General features: G+C 56.9%; 14 protein-coding genes. 7 read left to right on the top strand and 7 right to left on the bottom strand.

The features are described from left to right. The 5 genes from bcsZ to V8L73_RS01390 all read left to right on the top strand — a co-directional run bounded on the left by bcsZ (position 1) and on the right by V8L73_RS01390 (position 10,097). Positions 1-1,110 carry a cellulose synthase complex periplasmic endoglucanase BcsZ gene (gene bcsZ, locus V8L73_RS01370; protein ID WP_347253952.1) on the top strand — a complete coding sequence of 370 codons (1,110 nt, stop codon included), beginning with the start codon at positions 1-3 and terminating at the stop codon, positions 1,108-1,110. Continuing rightward, on the top strand, positions 1,092-4,643 hold the full coding sequence (gene bcsC / locus V8L73_RS01375; RefSeq protein ID WP_347253954.1) for a cellulose synthase complex outer membrane protein BcsC: 3,552 nt from the start codon (positions 1,092-1,094) through the stop codon (positions 4,641-4,643). The genes bcsZ and bcsC overlap by 19 nt, the downstream gene beginning before the upstream one ends. 48 nt (positions 4,644-4,691) lie before the next feature. Beyond that, positions 4,692-6,701 carry an EAL domain-containing protein gene (locus V8L73_RS01380; RefSeq protein ID WP_027273595.1) on the top strand — a complete coding sequence of 670 codons (2,010 nt, stop codon included), beginning with the start codon at positions 4,692-4,694 and terminating at the stop codon, positions 6,699-6,701. A 213-nt stretch (positions 6,702-6,914) separates the two neighbouring features. Further along, a complete protein-coding gene (locus V8L73_RS01385; protein ID WP_027273594.1) occupies positions 6,915-8,192 on the top strand; it encodes a dicarboxylate/amino acid:cation symporter in 1,278 nt (425 codons plus the stop codon). Positions 8,193-8,648: 456 nt separating this feature from the next. Then, entirely contained in the window at positions 8,649-10,097 is a 1,449-nt protein-coding gene (locus V8L73_RS01390) for a pitrilysin family protein (RefSeq protein ID WP_347253955.1), read from the top strand. Position 10,098: 1 nt separating this feature from the next. On the opposite strand, the gene V8L73_RS01395 is transcribed toward V8L73_RS01390, so the two are convergent. The 3 genes from V8L73_RS01395 to yhjD all read right to left on the bottom strand — a co-directional run bounded on the left by V8L73_RS01395 (position 10,099) and on the right by yhjD (position 12,888). Further along, positions 10,099-10,821, bottom strand: a complete 723-nt coding sequence (locus tag V8L73_RS01395; RefSeq protein WP_347253956.1) for a hypothetical protein — start codon at positions 10,819-10,821, stop codon at positions 10,099-10,101. A 122-nt stretch (positions 10,822-10,943) separates the two neighbouring features. Further along, positions 10,944-11,879, bottom strand: coding sequence for a sugar kinase (locus V8L73_RS01400; protein WP_347253957.1), 936 nt, complete (start codon positions 11,877-11,879; stop codon positions 10,944-10,946). Positions 11,880-11,982: 103 nt separating this feature from the next. Then, positions 11,983-12,888 (bottom strand): inner membrane protein YhjD, encoded by a 906-nt coding sequence (yhjD, locus tag V8L73_RS01405; RefSeq protein ID WP_051155579.1) that lies wholly within the window; start codon positions 12,886-12,888, stop codon positions 11,983-11,985. Positions 12,889-13,218: 330 nt separating this feature from the next. Here yhjD and V8L73_RS01410 point away from each other — a divergent pair, with 330 nt between their 5' ends. Continuing rightward, entirely contained in the window at positions 13,219-13,830 is a 612-nt protein-coding gene (locus tag V8L73_RS01410) for a cysteine peptidase family C39 domain-containing protein (protein ID WP_347253958.1), read from the top strand. 61 nt (positions 13,831-13,891) lie between these two features. Here V8L73_RS01410 and gorA read toward each other — a convergent pair whose 3' ends face one another. The 3 genes from gorA to V8L73_RS01425 all read right to left on the bottom strand — a co-directional run bounded on the left by gorA (position 13,892) and on the right by V8L73_RS01425 (position 16,962). Then, a complete protein-coding gene (gorA, locus tag V8L73_RS01415; RefSeq protein WP_027273590.1) occupies positions 13,892-15,244 on the bottom strand; it encodes a glutathione-disulfide reductase in 1,353 nt (450 codons plus the stop codon). 89 nt (positions 15,245-15,333) lie between these two features. Beyond that, positions 15,334-16,095: a hypothetical protein gene (locus V8L73_RS01420; protein WP_347253959.1), complete on the bottom strand. Its 762-nt coding sequence runs from the start codon at positions 16,093-16,095 to the stop codon at positions 15,334-15,336. 24 nt (positions 16,096-16,119) lie between these two features. Then, positions 16,120-16,962, bottom strand: a complete 843-nt coding sequence (locus V8L73_RS01425) for a 23S rRNA (adenine(2030)-N(6))-methyltransferase RlmJ (protein ID WP_347253960.1) — start codon at positions 16,960-16,962, stop codon at positions 16,120-16,122. Positions 16,963-17,153: 191 nt separating this feature from the next. Here V8L73_RS01425 and V8L73_RS01430 point away from each other — a divergent pair, with 191 nt between their 5' ends. Beyond that, complete coding sequence (locus V8L73_RS01430; protein WP_347253961.1) at positions 17,154-17,489, top strand: hypothetical protein; 336 nt, start codon at positions 17,154-17,156, stop codon at positions 17,487-17,489. Here V8L73_RS01430 and V8L73_RS01435 read toward each other — a convergent pair whose 3' ends face one another. Beyond that, entirely contained in the window at positions 17,490-18,407 is a 918-nt protein-coding gene (locus tag V8L73_RS01435; RefSeq protein ID WP_027273587.1) for a LysR family transcriptional regulator, read from the bottom strand. Between the last annotated feature and the right edge of the window lie 22 nt (positions 18,408-18,429).

The following is an 18,429-nucleotide window of genomic DNA, read 5'->3' on the forward strand; positions in this document are numbered from 1 at the left end:
ATGAAACGGGCTATTGTGCTGCTGTGCAGCTGGCTGCTTGTCGCACAGGCATGGGCCGCCGAGTGCGGCTGGCCGCAGTGGCAGAGCTTTAAGCGAGACTACGTCAGTCAGGACGGCCGGGTTATCGACCCCGCTGACGGAAAAAATATCACTACTTCGGAAGGGCAGAGCTACGCGATGTTCTTTGCGCTGGTGGCGGGAGATCGCGACGCCTTCGGTCGGCTTTTCGCCTGGACGGAAAACAATCTGTCCGCAGGCGACCTGTCAGCCCGCCTGCCCGCTTGGCTGTGGGGTAAGCGGGAGGACGGAAGCTGGGGCGTGCTGGATGATAATTCGGCCTCCGACGCCGATCTCTGGATTGCCTACTCTCTGTTGGAGGCCGGCAGGCTGTGGCATTCGCGCGGCTATCAGGTCGCAGGCCTGCGCTTTTTGCAGCGCATCGTCAAAGATGAAGTGGTGAACGTCCCCGGCCTTGGGACAATGCTGATGCCTGGGCGAGTTGGGTTTATCGAAGCGGAAAAACGTTGGCGGCTGAACCCAAGCTATTTGCCTCCTCAACTGCTGACGAGGCTTGGGCGTGAAAGCCGAACGCTTGCCGACGTTGAGGCGACGACGCAGAAAATGCTGCTGGAAGCCGCTCCTGCGGGCGTTGCGGCGGATTGGGTAGTATGGAGCCCCGAAAAGGGCTGGCTCAGCGATGAAAAGACGGGCGCGACGGGAGACTATGACGCTATCCGCGTTTACCTGTGGCTTGGCACGTTGGCGGACGATGCGCCGCACAAGCGGGCGCTGATGTCCCACTACCAAACGATGGCCAAGCTGACGCAGGAAGCGGGCCTCCCGCCGGAAACGGTGGATACCCAAACGGGAAAAGGCAGCGGTACGGGGCCGGTCGGCTTTTCTGCGGCGCTGCTGCCCTTCCTGGCGGGCACTCCCGCCCTGTCGGTTCAGCGTGAGAGAGTGCTTGCCCACCTCCCCGGAAGCGATGCCTACTATAGCAGCGTGTTGACGCTGTTTGGATTGGGATGGGAGCAGCAACGTTACCGCTTTACATCGCAGGGAGAGCTGCTGACGTCTTGGGAGAGAGGCTCATGCAAAGCGACCGACTGACTATGACGAACAGAATGAAACGCCACCATTTCCCTTTATCCCTGCGGGACGTTTTTGCCCACCGCATTTCTTTTTCTTTGGCTCTGCTGCCCTTTGCGCTATCTCCTCTGGCCGCGCTGGCGGCGGATGCCGTTTCTCCCGAAGCCTGGCTTCAGGAGCAAATTCGACTGGGCGAAGCGGCGCACAGGGACGACCTGGTGAAAGAGTCGCTTTACCGGCTGGAGAAAATCAGCCCCAACAGCCCTGAGACGCTGTCCGCCCAGATCCATTATGCGCTGCGGCAGGGCGACCTGGCCAAGGCGACCCAACTGCTGGGCCAGCTGGAAAAACGGGCTCCCGGTACGGACGCCTACTTGACCGCCAGGTTGGAGATTGAGCTGGCGAAGCCGGAAGGAAAGAATAAGCTCCAACAGGCGCGCCTGCTAGCGACGGGTGGGCAGCTGGAGCAGGCGAAGGCGGCGTTTGACGAGCTGTTTGATGGAAAGATGCCGACGTTGGATTTGGCCGTCGAGTACTGGTCGCTGGTCAGTCGAATTCCGGGAGAGCGCGCTCGCGCTCTGGATAAACTGCTGGCTTTGCAGAAGCGATTCCCCGCCTCTGGCGAACTGGGGGCCGCGGCCGCCAATGCGCTTTTTGCCGAGGGTAAGACGCAGCAGGCCTATCAGGTACTTGAAAGCATGGCGCATAGCCCGGCCGGAGCTGGCCAAGCGGCCGATATTTGGTATGACAGGATAAAAGGCGCTGCGGCCAGCGAGCAAAGCGTCGCCCAGCTTCAGCGGTTTATCTCGGTATTTGATGGTCAGCCTGTGGCAAACGAAGCGCGTTCAGAGCTGCAGCGCCAGCAGGCGTTGCTGAACGATCCTGCCTATCGCGCTAAGGTTCGCGGCCTTGAGATGGTGGAAAAGGGCGCGGGGCAGGGTTCCATCGCTTCGCTTCGACAGGCGCTTGGCGCTTCGCCTGACGACCCCGAACTATTGACCGCGCTTGGCCAAGCTTATGCCCGCAGCGGCAATCGTCAGCAGGCGCTGGCGGCATTTGCCAAAGCAAAAGAGAACGATAAAAACGCTGAGTTCGCCGGTAAGCTCGACAGCTTGATTCAGACTAACCGCTACTGGCTGCTTATCGACAGTGCGGGGAAAGCGCTAAAAGACAATCGGCTGGATGAGGCCGAGACCCTCTACCGTCAGGCTGGCGCGGTAGACTCGACGGACGCGCAAAGCCTGATTGGCTTGGGCGATGTCGCCTTGGCCCGTAACGACGCGCATACGGCGGAATCGCTCTATCAGAGAGCCCTGCGCCGCGAGCCGGGAAGCGGCTCTGCCGTGCGGTCGCTCGTTTCCCTGTATGAAAAAGAGTCGCCGGAAAAGGCGCTAGCCTATTTACAAAGCCTGCCCGCGTCGGTGAAAAACGGCATGAAAAGCAGCCTGAATTCGCTGACGGCGGACAGCCTGAAGCAGCAGGCGGAAGCGCTGGCGGCGAATGGTCGCCTGGCGCAGGCGGAAGAAAAGTACCTGCAGGCGAAAAAGCTAACGCCGGACGACCCCTGGCTCACCTATCGGTTGGCGAACGTCATGCAGCGCATGCAGAAAGGGCGCGAGGCCGATCTCACGTTTAGCTCTGGCATGGATGCGCACCGGCAAAACGCCGAGTGGACCCACGCCTATGCCCTTTACCTGTCGGGCAGCGATCGCGACGCGCTGGCCGTTGAAGCGCTACAGAAGCTGCCAGCAAGCCAGTGGGACGACGGCATTCGCGAACTGTCTCAACGGCTTAAGGCGCAGCAAGTTATCGCTGAAGCCGAGCAGATCCGCGCCGAACAGGGCGAAGACGCCGCGGTCGCGTTTTTACAGCAGCAGCCTGAGAACACTCGCATTAACCTGACCTTGGCGGAATGGGCGATGGCTCGTAACGACGCCGGGCAGGCGCAGGAGCAGTATCGCTATATTTTGGCGAGAGAGCCGGACAACAAAGATGCCTTGCTGGGAAATATTGAAGCCCAGATTGCCGGCGGCCAGCTTGACGAGGCCAAAACGTCGCTGAACGCGCTGCCGCTTGACGCGCAGGAAAACGACCTCGGCTCCGCCCGTCGTCTTGCCAGAGCCTGGTCTTTGGTGGGGGAACGGGAGAAGTCGGAAAGCCTGTATTCTCAACTGATGGCTTCAGCCAGACAGCCTACGGCGCAGCCAGATATGGAACGCGCCCGCTTTTTGAGAGACGCGGCGTCGGCCTCGGCGACAAGCGGAGACCCCAAAGAGGCGCTGGCGTCCTATAAATACGCGATGGCTGCCTACGGCATCAGCCCGACGGCCGATATCGATGATGAAACCTTTACCCGCTACATGCGCCGCGACGATAGCGACGACTGGCTAAGGCGCGGCATAAAGTCTGACGCCGAATCGTTGTACAAGCAGCAGTCTACGACGGTTACGCTCGATCACGACTACTGGGGCTCCAGCGGCACCGGGGGCATTTCCGATCTCAAGGCGCATACCACCATGCTGCACGTGGCTTTCCCGGTTGGACGCGGCACCGGTTTCTTGCGCACCGACGCGGTATCAATGGATGCCGGCAGCTTCAGTACGGACAGCGATGGAAAATACTACGAGAAGTTTGGCACCTGTTATGAAGTCGGGTGCGATAGGGACAAGAGTCAGAAGTCCAGCGGCGCCAGCGTGGCGGCAGGCTGGCAGGATGACCGATGGCAGATGGATATCGGCACCACGCCGATGGGCTTTGAAGTCGTTGACTGGGTGGGCGGCGTCAGCTACGGCAGCGACTGGCGCAATCTGGGGTGGACGCTGACGGCGTCTCGACGCCCGGTATCCAGTTCCCTGCTGTCGTTCGGCGGGGCGGTCGATCCGAATACCGGTACGACCTGGGGCGGCGTGCGTAAAAACGGCGCCCAGCTCGATCTAAGCTACGATCGCGGCGGACCGAGCGGCATGTGGGGCAACGTTGCCTTTCATCAGTTGACCGGTAAAAACGTCGCGGATAACGAGAGAATGCAGGCGATGGCGGGCTATTATTATAAGGTCGTCAACGAAACCCACCGTCAGGTACGGGTTGGCGTGAACACCATGTGGTGGCACTATCAGAAAGATCTCAGCGACTATACGCTGGGGCAAGGGGGCTATTATAGCCCGCAGCAGTATCTGTCGCTCTCTCTGCCGGTGCTGTATCGGGAGCGAACGGAGAACTGGTCGTGGGAGATTGGCGGTTCGGTGTCTCTTTCGCACGCCAAAACCGACGGCAGCCCGCGCTATCCGCTACAGGGGCTGACGCCGGTCGATCTCCCCGACAGGGACGCGAAGTCGAGCGGCAGCAGCAGTACGGGAACCGGCTATACGCTACGCGCCCTGATTGAGCGTAAGTTAACGCCTCATTGGCACATCGGCGCTGGCATCGATATTCAGCAGGCGAAAGACTATACTCCAAGCCACGGACTGGTATTTTTACGCTACTATTTTGAGCCCTGGTCCGGCGATATGGATTTACCGCCTCAGCCGTTGACGCCGTATGCTGACTTTAAATAGTCAAAGATAAACTCATTCTGCGGCAGTACCTAATCCGGAGATGACGCTTTGCTGGTCAAACGATCATTGACAATTAAACAGATGTCGCTGGTGACTTTGGTTGCCATGGTGACCATTTGCCTGTTTATTGCGATACAGATGTTTGACTTTATACAACAGCGTCGCAGCGATTCTCTAAGCCAGCTTAACAATATTGGCCGCGCGATTTCTTATCCCGTCGAGCATGCGCTGTGGAATCGCCGCTTCAAGGACACTCAGCGGATCCTCGACAGCCTGATAGAGCAGGGGACGCTGAACCGAGCCACCGTATTAATGAATACGGAGCTGATTTCTATGAACAGCGAGAAGCCGCAGCAAAATCAGGTGACGCCGCTGTTCGCCCTTTTGCTGTCTTTACCCGTGACGTCGCAAATCCCGCTATATTCACCCGAACGCAACGCTATCGATCCGCTACCGATTGGCTATCTGATTCTGGAGGCGGATTCCTATAGCCTGTATCAGACGACGCTAAAACGTTTCACTACCGTACTCGTAACCTATCTGCTGCTGGCGCTGATGCTGTCCGTCGCTATCAGCTGGTGCCTGAACCGCCTGCTGGTTTATCCTCTGCGCGCGATTGCAAACGATCTGAAGAGCATGTCGGATGACGGCTTTCAGTACCACCAGCTAACGCTTCCTCTAAGCCATCAGGACGACGAGCTGGGAATGCTTGTCCGCAACTACAATCGCAATCAGGAAGCGTTGGCTCAGGCGTATCAGCAGCTAAGCCGCCTCAGCACTCGAGATCCGGTTACCGAACTGCCAAACTACACGCTGTTTCAGGAGCTGCTCAAACAGCAGATAGCGAGCAGTAAACACGACAAAACGCCGTTTAGCCTGCTGTTTGTCAGCCTGGACTCCCTAAAGGACGTCTTCCAGGCCTGGGGGCAGCAGGAAGGGAACCACCATCTGCTTGAGGTTACAAAGAGGATCCAGTCTTTGCTTAGCCCTCATGCGGTGTTGGCTCGCCTGCACGGTGAGGAGCTGGTGATTATGAGCCTGCTGTCGCAAACGCCGCTGCAGGCCATGCAGTTTGCAACACGGCTGATTGAAACAATCGGTGAACCCATTGCGGCAAACGACCTGCGCCACTCTCCTCGGCTAAGCATCGGCATCGCACAGTATCCCGGTGATGGAGAAGACGTCGACGGCCTGATGGCTCACGCACAGTCGGCCATGCTGCTGGCCCAGCGGCGAGGGAAAAATCAGGTGCTGTTCTTCGAGCCGGACATGACCAACGAAATCCAGCAGCGAATGCAGTTGGAAAGCGAGATAGTGAAGGGAATTGCTCAAGATCAGTTCCAGCTTTATCTCCAACCCCAGATAGACATCGAGACGGGCCGTCCCGTCGGAGCGGAAGCGCTGATTCGCTGGCACTATGCGCCAGGCAAGGTCCGCTATCCGATAGAGTTTATTCCGCATGCGGAAGAAAGCGGTCTGATTCTGCCTCTGGGGCAATGGGTTTTAGAAGAGGCGTGCCGCATTTTGGCGCAGTGGAAGGTTCGTAAGGTGCCCTTAACGCTGTCGGTTAACCTGTCGGCAATGCAGCTGCAGCATGGGCTGATAGAGCAGCTTTCTTCTTTACTTCGTCGCTATGATTTTGAGCCAGAGCGTTTAGTGCTAGAGCTTACCGAGACCGGATTTATTCATGACGTAGAGGCCATTTTGCCGACGCTTAAGCACATTCGGGAGCTGGGGATCGCCATCGCGTTGGACGATTTCGGCAGCGGATACAGCAACCTGAACTATCTTCAGCGTCTTCCGGTAGACCTACTGAAAGTGGACAAGAGCTTTATTGACGGCCTGCCGTATGAGGATTCGCTGGTGAGGATAGTCTATTCCATCGCCCAGACGCTGCGCCTGAAGCTGGTCGCTGAAGGCGTGGAAAGTCAGTCTCAGGCCGATTGGCTGCTGGCGAACGGCATCCGCTATGCGCAGGGATACCTGTTCTCACGCGCTATTCCCTATGAGCAGTTTAACAGCGCCTACCTATCGGCCTTCCCTACTACCGATAAATGATTATTTAGTCTTGTTCTCCAAGTGGTTTTTTATTCTGCCAAAATAGATGAATTTTGGGCTTTGAATGCGTAAAAACCATTGCCGTGATGCGATCCAGTTCATAATTCTTAATCTTGCCCGTTGCCTTCCTTAGATTTTAATATTCATAGTGTTAAATAGATGTTATTTTCCTGCGCCTAGACCGTGTTGCTAAATAATAATTAAGGAAACATCATGAAAATATCCATTTTCAAATCGCTCTATATTCAGGTGTTAATCGCAATAACGGTTGGTGTACTGTTGGGGCATTTTTATCCTGAGATTGGTGCGTCGATGAAGCCGTTGGGTGATGGCTTTATCAAACTCATCAAAATGATTATCGCACCTATCATCTTCTGTACCGTAGTGACCGGTATAGCGGGAATGGAAAGCATGAAGGCCGTCGGTCGTACCGGGGGCATCGCGCTGCTTTATTTTGAACTGGTAAGTACGCTGGCGCTGATTATCGGCCTGCTGGTGGTTAACATCATCAAACCGGGCGCCGGTATGAACGTCGACGCTTCGCAGTTGGATGCAAGCGCCGTTGCGGCCTATGCGGACGCGGCCAAATCGCAGGGAATCGTTCCTTTCCTGCTGGACGTGATCCCAGGTAGCGCCGTAGGCGCGTTCGCCAGCGGCAACATCCTGCAGGTGCTGCTGTTCGCCGTGCTGTTTGGCTTTGCTCTGCACCGTCTGGGAGAAAAGGGTCAGCTGGTGTTCAACGTCATCGACAGCTTCTCTCGCGTTATTTTCGGCATCATCAACATGATCATGCGCCTGGCGCCTCTCGGTGCGTTCGGGGCCATGGCCTTTACTATCGGTAAATACGGCGTAGGTTCGCTGATTCAGCTGGGGCAGCTTATCCTGTGCTTCTACCTGACCTGCGTTATCTTCATCGTGTTTGTTATTGGCGCTATTGCTAAAGGCTTCGGCTTTAACATCTTCAAGTTTATCCGCTATATCAAAGAAGAGCTGCTTATCGTTCTCGGCACCTCCTCTTCAGAATCGGTTCTGCCGAGAATGCTGGAGAAAATGGAGCGTTTAGGCTGTCAGAAGTCCGTTGTTGGGCTGGTTATTCCAACAGGCTATTCGTTTAACCTCGACGGTACGTCGATTTACCTGACGATGGCGGCGGTCTTCATTGCTCAGGCGACCAATACGGAGATGAGCGTGCTGAACCAGATTACGCTGCTCGTGGTGCTGCTGCTTTCCTCTAAAGGCGCGGCGGGCGTAACGGGAAGCGGATTCATCGTACTGGCTGCGACGATTTCCGCCGTTGGCCACCTGCCGCTGGCGGGGCTGGCGCTGATTCTGGGCATCGACCGCTTTATGTCCGAAGCGCGCGCGTTAACCAACCTTATCGGCAACGGCGTAGCCACCGTTGTGGTTGCCAAGTGGTGCCGTCAGATTGATAACGACAAGCTTAGCCGTGAGCTTAACAATCAGGGCCGGGCGAAAGAGCAGGTCGCTTAATCTTTCTTTAACGGTTCTGGAATTAAAGAAAACCGCTCGCGCAATCGAGCGGTTTTTCTTTTGTTCGCGAGGAACTACAGTTTTTTCTAAACAGGGGGAGATCCAGCTCTCTTTTTCTAAAAAAATACGTCTCTAACGGTTCGAGTTCTACGAACTTATCTTTGGAAAGAAGGCGCCAGTGTGAGAATAAGATGCGAGAGCATCGCCTCTGTAGTAGTATAAACCCCTGCTCAGACGGTTTTCCTCGGTTTCCGGTCGCGTATTGTCCCATTTTCCCCTTATGGCTTGTCGCAGTTCCGATTCTTTGCATAATGTTATTATTTGCAAGTTAGCCGTCAGTTTTATAGTCAAGTTAGCGGTAACATCAGGCAGTATCTCGACGATCTGCTTTATAAATTACAATAACAGGGATGCCGCCGTTAGTCGGTATGTAGGCAGTAAATGAGGTTTTACGCTATGCACAGTCAGTATTTGTTTTCTGCTCTCGGCGGGCTAATGTTTCTGGCGGTGGGGGCCAGCGTACAGGCTGAACCGCTGCGGGCCGATCCGGCTTGGCAGGTAGGAAAACTGGATAACGGATTCAAGTGGCAGATCCTCTCTACGCCCCATCGCCCTACCGATAACGTAGAGATTCGACTGGAGATTAACGCCGGTTCGCTGCAGGAAGGCATTCCGCAGGTGGGCTTTTCCTATCTTTTGCCTCGTCTGGCGGTGGCCGGCACGCCGCATTTTTCCCATGAAAGCCTCGACGCGCTGCTGCCGCAGATCGCCCCTGCTGCGGGCGCTAAGCCGCTGGTCGACGTTTCCTACGACTATACCCGCTATAGCCTGAGCTTTCCCCCTAGCCGTCCGGAGTTGTTAAAAGAGGCGTTTAGCTGGCTGTCTGACGCGGTCAGCAAGCCGGAAGCAACTGACGAACAGATTCAATCCGTACGCGCCGACTGGCTTTCTCCAAGGCTTGCGCTGCCGCAGGGCATGAGCGAGCCGTGGTGGCGCTACCGTATTAAAAATTCTCCGCTGGTGGATCACGATCCCGGCCAGCCCGTTGCCGAAGGCGCAACGATACAGCAGCTGGGCGAGTTCTACGCTAAGTGGTACACCCCGGACGCCATGACGCTGTACGTCGTCGGCAACGTCGACAGGCGGCAGCTGATGGAGCAGATCGGCCGCGCCTTTGGCGGCCTGGCCGGTAAGCGTGAGGCTCCCGCCACTATCGCCGCGCTGAGCGCGCTGCCTGCCGAACCGATTAATTTTTTATCCACCGAAGTAGAAAAAGACCGCCTGACCCTGGTGTGGGATGAGCCGTGGCACCCGATAGTGGCCTCCGCCCCGCTGGAGCGGCAGTGGCTGGACAATATGGCGCAAGAGCTGATTACCCTGCGCTTAAACCAGAGGTTGGCTAAAAGCGGGCTGAAGGGCGTTTCTCTGGACTTTAGCTGTCAGGTTATGTATCAACGCAATGCGTGTAAAATCACTATCGATTCACCTCTTGCCGGTCTGAAGCCCAGCCTTAAGTATGTCGGAACCGAAATCGCCAAACTGAGCGCAGAGGGGGCGACGGAAGCGGAATATAGCGCGCTGGTGGCGGAGAAAAAGGAGCGGCTTTCTCAGGTGATGGTGACCTACGCCAAGACGGATACCGCCGCGATTATGGACCAGCGCCTGCTGATAGAGAAAAGCGGCTCTATCGGCGTTGCTCCCGAACTTTACATGCGGCTTCGTCAGACGTTCTTAGACAGTATGACGCTACAGGTGCTTAATGCGCACATTCACCAGCGCCTGACCGTAAAGCCGACGTTGGTGCTACGCCAGCCGACCGGAGAGACGGAAGAGAACGTCAAGGCGCTGGCGGAAATGCTTGAGGGAATTATCTCCCCTGCGCCTAAGGGCGACGCTAAAGGCTAGGCTAAGTGGGGAACAGGTCGATATGGTTAGCCGCCAGCTGATATAGCCGCTCGTCAATGAGCGGTTCTTGCTCGTCATAACGTGCGCAGCCAGCGGCGAATTCGACGTCCCGTTGGATAATCCCGTTTGTCTCGATGTAATCTTTACCCGCATGCTGTTCTTGCAGCAAAAGCTGGCGGCGATGGGCTTGTTCTAGCGCCTGCGCCAGCTCGCCAAGCCCGATAAACCGCAACTGCTCGGCAACGCGCTCCAGATGGAAGTAAAGCGCGGAGTCCAGCCCCTCCCAACCCGCATAGTTCTGCCATTCGTGGATCGTCATAAAGCAGCGCAGCTCCGGCGCGAGGTCGTCCAGGTTTTCCAGCGATAGCCAGTAGCTGCGCGACAGCCCTCTTTCCTGTTCGATGGCGTTCGCGATGAGATCGACCGCGTTGCTCTTATCTTTTGCATTTTTTCGCAGAATGCGTTCCGTCAGCGTGAACCGGGCGTGGTCAATGGCCTGTAGCGCACGGGCCATGTCGTAGCCGGAGGCGCGTAAATAGCCGCGGGCTTCCTCTAAAGACAGCGCTGATTTTTCCGCCAGCTGCTGAGCCAATTCTTGCTGAAAAAGAGCAACGGCTTCTTCTATGCGGCCGTCGCACTTTTCAATCAGCGCCTGTGCATAGCGAATGCCGACGGGGACGCGCGCTCTGAGCGCGTTGATTTCCTCAAGCCGCTTCTTTTCCATAAAGGCCTCCGGTTGGACACAGTCTGGTTGAAATCATACTGAAAAGCGCAGCCCGGAGGGAGGCCGAATAAAGAAAAAGCGGCTTCAAATTTGAAAGCCGCTTTTACTCGTTAGGGGAAGCGTTAGATCTTTGGCATCGCTTCCTGCGGGATAATGGCTCCGCGATACTGAATCACCGTGCTGGCCGTCAGGTGGCCACGCTTGGCCGCATCCACCGCGCTGCCGCCCAGCAGGCGGACGGACAGGTAGCCCGCGCTGAAGGAGTCGCCGGCGGCGGTGGTGTCTACTACCTTTTCCTTCGGCAGCTTCACGGCCGGGACTTCCTCAACGCTACCGTCGCCAAGCGCGATAATGCAGGCGTCGGAGCCTCGCTTGATAACGATCTCGCCTACGCCTAGCGCGCGGGTGCGCTCAATGACGTTCTGATAGGGAGCGGCTCCCCACAGCAGATCTTCGTCGTCCAGCGTCAGGAAGGCAATATCGGTGCAGGCCAGCACGTCGCGATAGGCGCTCTGAGCCTCTTCTTTGTTCTTCCACAAGCGAGGGCGATAGTTGTTATCGAAAATAACCTTGCCGCCGTTTTTGCGGCATTCGGCCAAAAGCGAAACCAGCTTTTGGCGGCTTTGGGCGTCAAGAATAGCGATGCTGATGCCGCTCAGGTAGAGATAGTCGAAGCGGGCGAGCTGACGGCAGATTTCGTCAGACTCTAAAGAGGCCAGCCAATAGCGCGCGGCGGCTTCGTTGCGCCAGTAGTAGAACGTTCTCTCGCCGGCGTCGTCCGTTTCGATGTAATAAAGCCCCGGCAGCCTGTCGGCCATGCGCTGTACCAGACTGGTATGCACGCTCTCTTTCTGCCAGGTCGCGATCATTTGATTGCTGAAGGCGTCTGTGCCTAGCGCGGTCACGTAGTGCACGGACAGCGCGTCCGCGGGGACTTGGCGAGCAACGTAGACCGACGTGTTGAGCGTATCTCCGCCAAACCCGCGGCTCACGTCCTGCCCTTTTTCAGAGAGTTCAATCATGCATTCGCCGATAACGGCGATTCGTTTGGTCGTCATGGTGAGGCTTCCCAGTTTAACGGTTTAGTCTGGGAGTAGTTTTATGACTAACGGCAACTTAGTCAAGAAAAATAAAACGGCGTTTCAAAAAATGAACGGCGACCTATGGCGCCTTGCGCTGGTTCTCTTGCGCCGTCGCTATCCACGCTGCGCAAAACAGCGTCAGACGGGCGAAGAAATAGAAGAAGGCCATCAGGCCGATGATCGAGCCGAACGCCGCGCCGGACGGAGACTTGGCCAGCTGGGGCAGCGTGATAGTCATGATGAATTTGATGACCTCAAAGCCGATGGCGGCGAGCAGCGTGCCTTTTAACACCGCCTTTGTGTTGGGCCTCGGCTTGGGCAGGATCCAGAAAATCCACAGGAACATGAAGTAGTTAGCCATGATGGAAATGATCAGGGCGATTGACGTCAGGGTGGGGCGCAGCCAGGTGATGGCGTCCAGCCCTAGGGCGCTGACGATGGTCTGCTGGGCTGAGCCGGCGATAGAGGTGAGCGCGATAGTGACGATAAGCGCCACCAAAAGCCCCGTCAGACAGGCAAAGTCTTTCAGGTAGCGAAAGTGGATTTGCTCTTTTTCTTCCGGATTGCGTTCCCAGACGTCGCGAGTCTGCGCGCGAATAGCCTCACGCAGGTTTCCCATCCAGCTCACGCCGGAGTAGAGGGCTATCAGCAGGCCCGTCAGCCCTACGGTTGTGCGCTGGCGGATTGCCGTATTGACGGTGTTTTCCAGCGTGGCCGCCAGGTTAGGGTCGGAAACGCTGGTGACGATTTTATTGATAAGATTAGACAAAAGCTCCGGGTTCGACGCGAGGACAAAGCCCGCAGCGGCGAAGGACACCATCAAAATAGGGATCAGCGACAGAAAAGAAAAATAGGTAATCGCCGCGCCGAACTGGCTGCCCAGGCGGTCGTTAAAGCGGTCAATGGCCCGCAGAAAGTGAGCGACGGTGGGGACAGATTTGATTCTTTCCACCAGGCTTGTTGCCGTTTTAACCGTTTTATTCATTTTGCTTAAACGCTTTTTGAGCTTAGGTGATAATAGACAGGCTATTGACGATATTAGCAAAGTTTGGCCATAACGACAAAAAGCGTGTCGGCGCACGGGACGGATTTTTCAAACGTAACGGGCAGGGTGCGCTATGATGGCGGTGGACGTTAAGGTTCATGGACGGATATCCGAATGTTTATCAACCCCAATTTTTATCTTGCGCTGCCGATTTCAGCGGCGCTGTTTTTTGTCGGTCGAGCCTTCGGTTTACGCTGACCGGCAGGGATCGCGCTTTTCCTGCTTGCCCTCGTCAGCCTGCTTATTCCTCTGCCTTATCTAAGCGAGCGCGTGGGTGAAGATCCGAGGTACGCCAACTTTCGCGCCCTGCCTTTTGCGGAGCTGACCGTTTGCCTGGCCGCGCTTTTTGCTGGCTGGCTGTCCTTTCAGCTGCCGTTACGCCGCCTGTCGTTGCCCCTGTGCCTAATTGTCTCGATGGGCTATGTCAGCCTGCCGTTTATCAAGCCTATCGTTCGCCCGGCGGGAGAGATAGCGGAAAAGTGGCGCGACGGCATCGCGCTGCAAAGCACCTCGGCCACCTGCGGTCCGGCGTCGCTGACCACGCTGTTAAGCCGATTGGGGGCGACGGTCTCACAGCGTGAAGTCGCACGGGGAAGCTATAATTCAGGGTCGGGCACGGAGAACTGGTATCTGGCGCGCTACGCGCAAAGCCGCGGTTTTAGCTATCGCTTTTTAAATCAGCCGAAGCTTGACCTGGCGCCCGTCCCGTCGATTATCGGCGTAAAGCTGGGGCAGGCGGGGCATTTCATTACACTGCTGGAAAAAGAGGGTGAGGTTTTTACCATCGGCGACTCCCTAAGCGGCGTTCACCGCCTGAGCAAGGCGCAGTTTGACGAACGCTATCGGTTTACCGGGTTTGTGCTGCATATTGGGCGGGAGTAAGCTCTGGGGGCATAAAAAAACGGCGGAGATCGATCCGCCGTTTTTCACGCACGCTAAGCGATTAACGCATCGTCACAAACTCTTCCGCCGCCGTCGGGTGGATGGCGACCGTGTTGTCGAAGTCTTTCTTGGTCGCGCCCATTTTGACAGCTACCGCAAAGCCCTGCAGGATTTCGTCCATGCCGAAGCCGATGCCGTGGATGCCGACGATCTTCTCTTCCGCACCCGCACAAACCAGCTTCATGCGGCACGGCTGGCGGTGAGAGGTGACGGCGGTGTACATGGCAGTGAAGGAGGATTTATACACCTTCACCTGGTCGTCGCCGTACTGCTTGCGCGCCTCTTCTTCCGTCAGCCCGACGGTGCCGATAGGCGGGTGGCTGAAGACTACGGTCGGAATGTTGCTGTAGTCCAGATGCTCGTCCGGCTTATTGTTAAACAGGCGTTCGGACAGGCGACGGCCCGCAGCCACCGCGACCGGCGTCAGCTCAACGGCGCCGGTGTTATCGCCTACGGCGTAAATGCCGGGGACGTTGGTGTTCTGGTACTTGTCGACCGTAATATAGCCGCGCTCGTTGACCTCAACGCCGGCCGCGGCCAGGTTGACGTTGTCCGTTGCCGGAACGCGCCCGATGGCCCAAATCAGGCAGTCGGTCTGGTGCTCAACGCCGTTTTCCAGCTTAAGCGTCAGGCTGCCGTCGGCGTTTTTAACCACCTCTTTCGGGACTGAGTTGGTGTGCAGCTGCGGGCCTTCCGCCGCCATCACTTCCAGCAGCGTATCGACGATCATCGGATCGAAGGTTCTCAGCGGCGCGTGTTTACGCACGAACAGGTGGGCGTCTGCGCCCAGCCCGTTAAGCACGCCGGCGATCTCCACGGCGATATAGCCTGCGCCTACTACGGCGACGCGCTTGGGCATGGCGTCCAGCGCGAAGAAGCCGTCGGAAGTAATGCCGTATTCTGCTCCCGGTACGGACGGAATGGACGGACGCCCGCCGGTGGCGATAAGAATGTGGTCGGCGGTGATTTTCTCGCCGTTCACCTCAACGGTGTGGGCGTCGACAAAGCGCGCAAAGCCCTGAATGACGTCAACGCGGTTGTTGCCAAGCACGCGATCGTAGGACTGATGAATGCGGTCGATGTAGGCGCTGCGGCTCTTGATGAGCGTCTGCCAGTCAAAGCGGTTTACGGTGGTGTCAAATCCGTAGTCCGGGCCATAGAGGTGAATGGCTTCGGCGATCTGCGCCGCGTGCCACATGACCTTTTTCGGTACGCAGCCTACGTTAACACAGGTGCCGCCGAGGTATTTGGCTTCAATCAGCGCGCACTTTTTACCGTAAGAGGCCGCGCGGTTAATCGAGGCGATGCCGCCGCTTCCGCCGCCGATGGCGAGATAGTCATAGTGTTTAGTCATAGTGTTGTCTGCTTCTCTACGCTTAAAGAATAGTCAAAGGTTCTCATAACCCGCCGGAGATTAAAAGGGTGCCAGCGGGGGGTACTCCATCACGTTTCGTCATCAATCTGCTGGCAGGGGTTGCTGTCGGTCTCCAGCCAGCCGTTGACGATGGGAATAGCCAGCTCGTGCGAGAATTTTTCCAGCGTTGCGTCAAGCCAGCGCTCGGCCTGGGGCATCAGCGGATCGTTTTCGCCTGCAGCCGGAATGCTCGGCAGCTCCTCAAGCTCTTGCGAATTGACGACTTTGCCGTCGCGGTATTTCTGATAGAGCCAGCGCCCGCCGTTTTGTAAGGTATAGCGAGTGCCGTCAATCAGTGCGTCGTTGCGATAGCGTATCGGTATCGCTCTGCCCATGATGTTATCCGCCCGCCAGCCGATGGTGTCGCCAGGGCGCGCCGGGTCCGGGTAGTGCCAAAAATAAACGCCGCTGCCGGGCATGGCGCGTAGATAGGTCTGTGCGCCGCTGCTGTCGATATACTCTATCTGTACGTTAAACGGACGGCTTTCGCTAAAGCGGGCGATGCGTATTTCTCCGCTTTTGGCCTTAACGGTAAGAATGCACTGCTTAACGTCGGGCCACAGGGACAGCAAAACGCCGTTGCCGCCGGGGATCTCGGGGCGATCTTCCAACATGCCGGTCACGCTATCGAGGGCCGGCGGATAGGTATATCCGCGCACTTCCCGTCCGTCCTTGCCGTAAAACGTCCACGCCGCGATCGGCGCGGGGGGATAAAAGCGCCAAATCAGCCAGCAGGCGACGACGATGGCCAGAAGGAGGTAAGCAACGTTGAGCAGCGTGAATTTTTTCATCGCATCCTCCAGGCTATGGCGCGCTTATTCCGGCGTTATCCAGTTCAGGCTCGTGTGGCCAATGCCTTCCGGCACCAGCACCCGGTGCAGCCAGGGCAGGGCGACGGACATCTGTTTTTCAAGCTTCCACGGCGGATTAATGACGATCATGCCGGAGGCCGTCATGCCCCGGCGGTCGCTGTCCGGTTGGACCGCCAGCTCGATTTGCAATATGTTGCGAATACCGGTGTCTTTCAGCGCCTGTATCATCCTTTTGACCTGCTGGCGCAGCACCACCGGATACCATAGGGCGTAAACGCCGGTAGCGAAGCGCTTATAGCCTTCCTGAATGCCGTCGACCACCGCCTGGTAGTCCGTTTTCATCTCATAGGGCGGATCGATAAGAACAAACCCGCGCCGGGAGGGCGGCGGAAGCTGCGCTTTCAGCTGTTGGTAGCCGTTGCCGCGTACCGTCGTCGCGCGAGAGTCTTTGGCGAATTCCTGGCGCAGCAGCGGGAAATCGGTGGGGTGCAGCTCCGTCAGATGCAGTTTGTCCTGTTCGCGCAGCAGGTGGCGCGCAATCAGCGGCGAGCCTGGGTAATATTTCAGATTTCCGCTTTTGTTGTAGGCCCCGATCGCAGACAGGTAAGGCTCAAGCTCGCTCGGCACGTCGTCACGCTGCCAGACGCGGGCGATACCGGCCAGATACTCACCGGTTTTTTCCGCATGCTCGCTGCCCAGATAGTAGCGCCCTGCGCCCGAGTGGGTGTCGAGATAAAGAAAGGGTTTCTCTTTCTCTTTCAGCGACTCAATGATAAGGCTCTGGACGGTATGCTTCACGACGTCGGCGTGGTTGCCGGCGTGAAAACTGTGGCGATAGCTGAGCATGGCGTTTTGGGCTTTCCTGTTATTAAATTATTATTTAAACCAGCCTAATACGGCATACGGTCTTTGCGCCTATTGTAGCCGTCAACATGTCATTAACCTACTTAATTTGGCAACGCCGACATTTTTTACTGGGAGCGCCGCCGTTGCCGAGTAAACTGGCTCAGCGAATCGAAAACGACGGGAAGCTTAAAATGACGAAGACCTATAGTATCTTAGGCCTGAATTATGAATTACCCAACGTCGCCTATTTTTACGATAGCCTCTCGCTATTAGACTTCGATAAAGAGCCAGGTGACGATGTGTGGGGCCTGGACGAAGATTTACTGCAGGTCCTATTTTCCGACGCAGAGGAAACTACGGTTGACGTCGGCTGGTATCCCTCATTTGACGAAGCGGGCGAATTTGTCGTCATGGTGATAAAAAACCGCGACTGGGATTCGCCGCTGCTCAGAGTCAGCGCCGGGTGGGATAGGGCTAAGTTAAGCGACAAGATAGCGGAAGCGTTGGATATCTGGCGGCCCCGATAATTACCCCTCATCCTTCACCTTCAACAAGTGCGCCAAAAAGTGTCGCAGCGCGTCCGACGGCAGGTCGTTTTGCCGCCAGAATACGCCGACGCTTCCCTTCTGCTCAATGCGCGGCAGCGGCAGGATAGCCAGCTGTTCCTGACTGGCGTAACGCTCGGCGAGCCGCAGCGACAGGATGGAAACCATATCGCTGCTCTGTACCAGATTGAGCGTGACGCTCATAGAGGACGACTCCAGATAGCTTGCCGGCAGGGTGATGCCCTGATCGACCAATGCGTTGTCGATGCTGACGCGGATTGGCGTACCGGTGGGCCAGACTATCCAGCGATATTCCAGCAGATCCTGCCAGTTTATCCGCGCTTTTTGCGCCAAGGGGTGGTTACACGCCCCGACAAAGCACACCGGCTCGGTGTACAGCACGCGGTAATGAAGCGGAAGCTGCAGCGCCTTGCTGCCGACGCGACCCACCACCACGTCGACCTTACCCGCGATGAGGCTTTCCAGCAGCGGCGTCATAACGTTTTCCACGATTTGAATATGAACGCCAGGGTGCTCCTTAACCAGCGATAAAACGCCGGCCGACACGCAGTCGGTCGCTACCGGAGAGCAGCCGATAAGCAGGCTGCCCTGAGCGCCCTGTTTAAACAGTTCGATGTCTTCTCGGGAACGTTCCAGATCGTTGAGCAGCCTGCTTGCGTGTTCCAGAAGCAGCCTGCCGCCGGGGGAAGGGCGCATGCCTTTGCTGTGGCGTTCAAACAGCGTCAGCCCCATTTCCTCTTCCAGCGCGGTCAGCCATTTCGACAGGGCCGGCTGGGTGATATTCATAAGCTCCGCCGCCTTGGTCAGGTTGCCCTGCTCTCCAATGCACACCAGCACCCGCAGGTGCTGCACTCTCAGTCTCTGCGTCCAGTCGCTCACAGGTATAACTCCAGGTTATGGC

The organism is Leminorella grimontii (genome assembly GCF_039789245.1).
GTDB classification, from domain to species: domain Bacteria; phylum Pseudomonadota; class Gammaproteobacteria; order Enterobacterales; family Enterobacteriaceae; genus Leminorella; species Leminorella grimontii.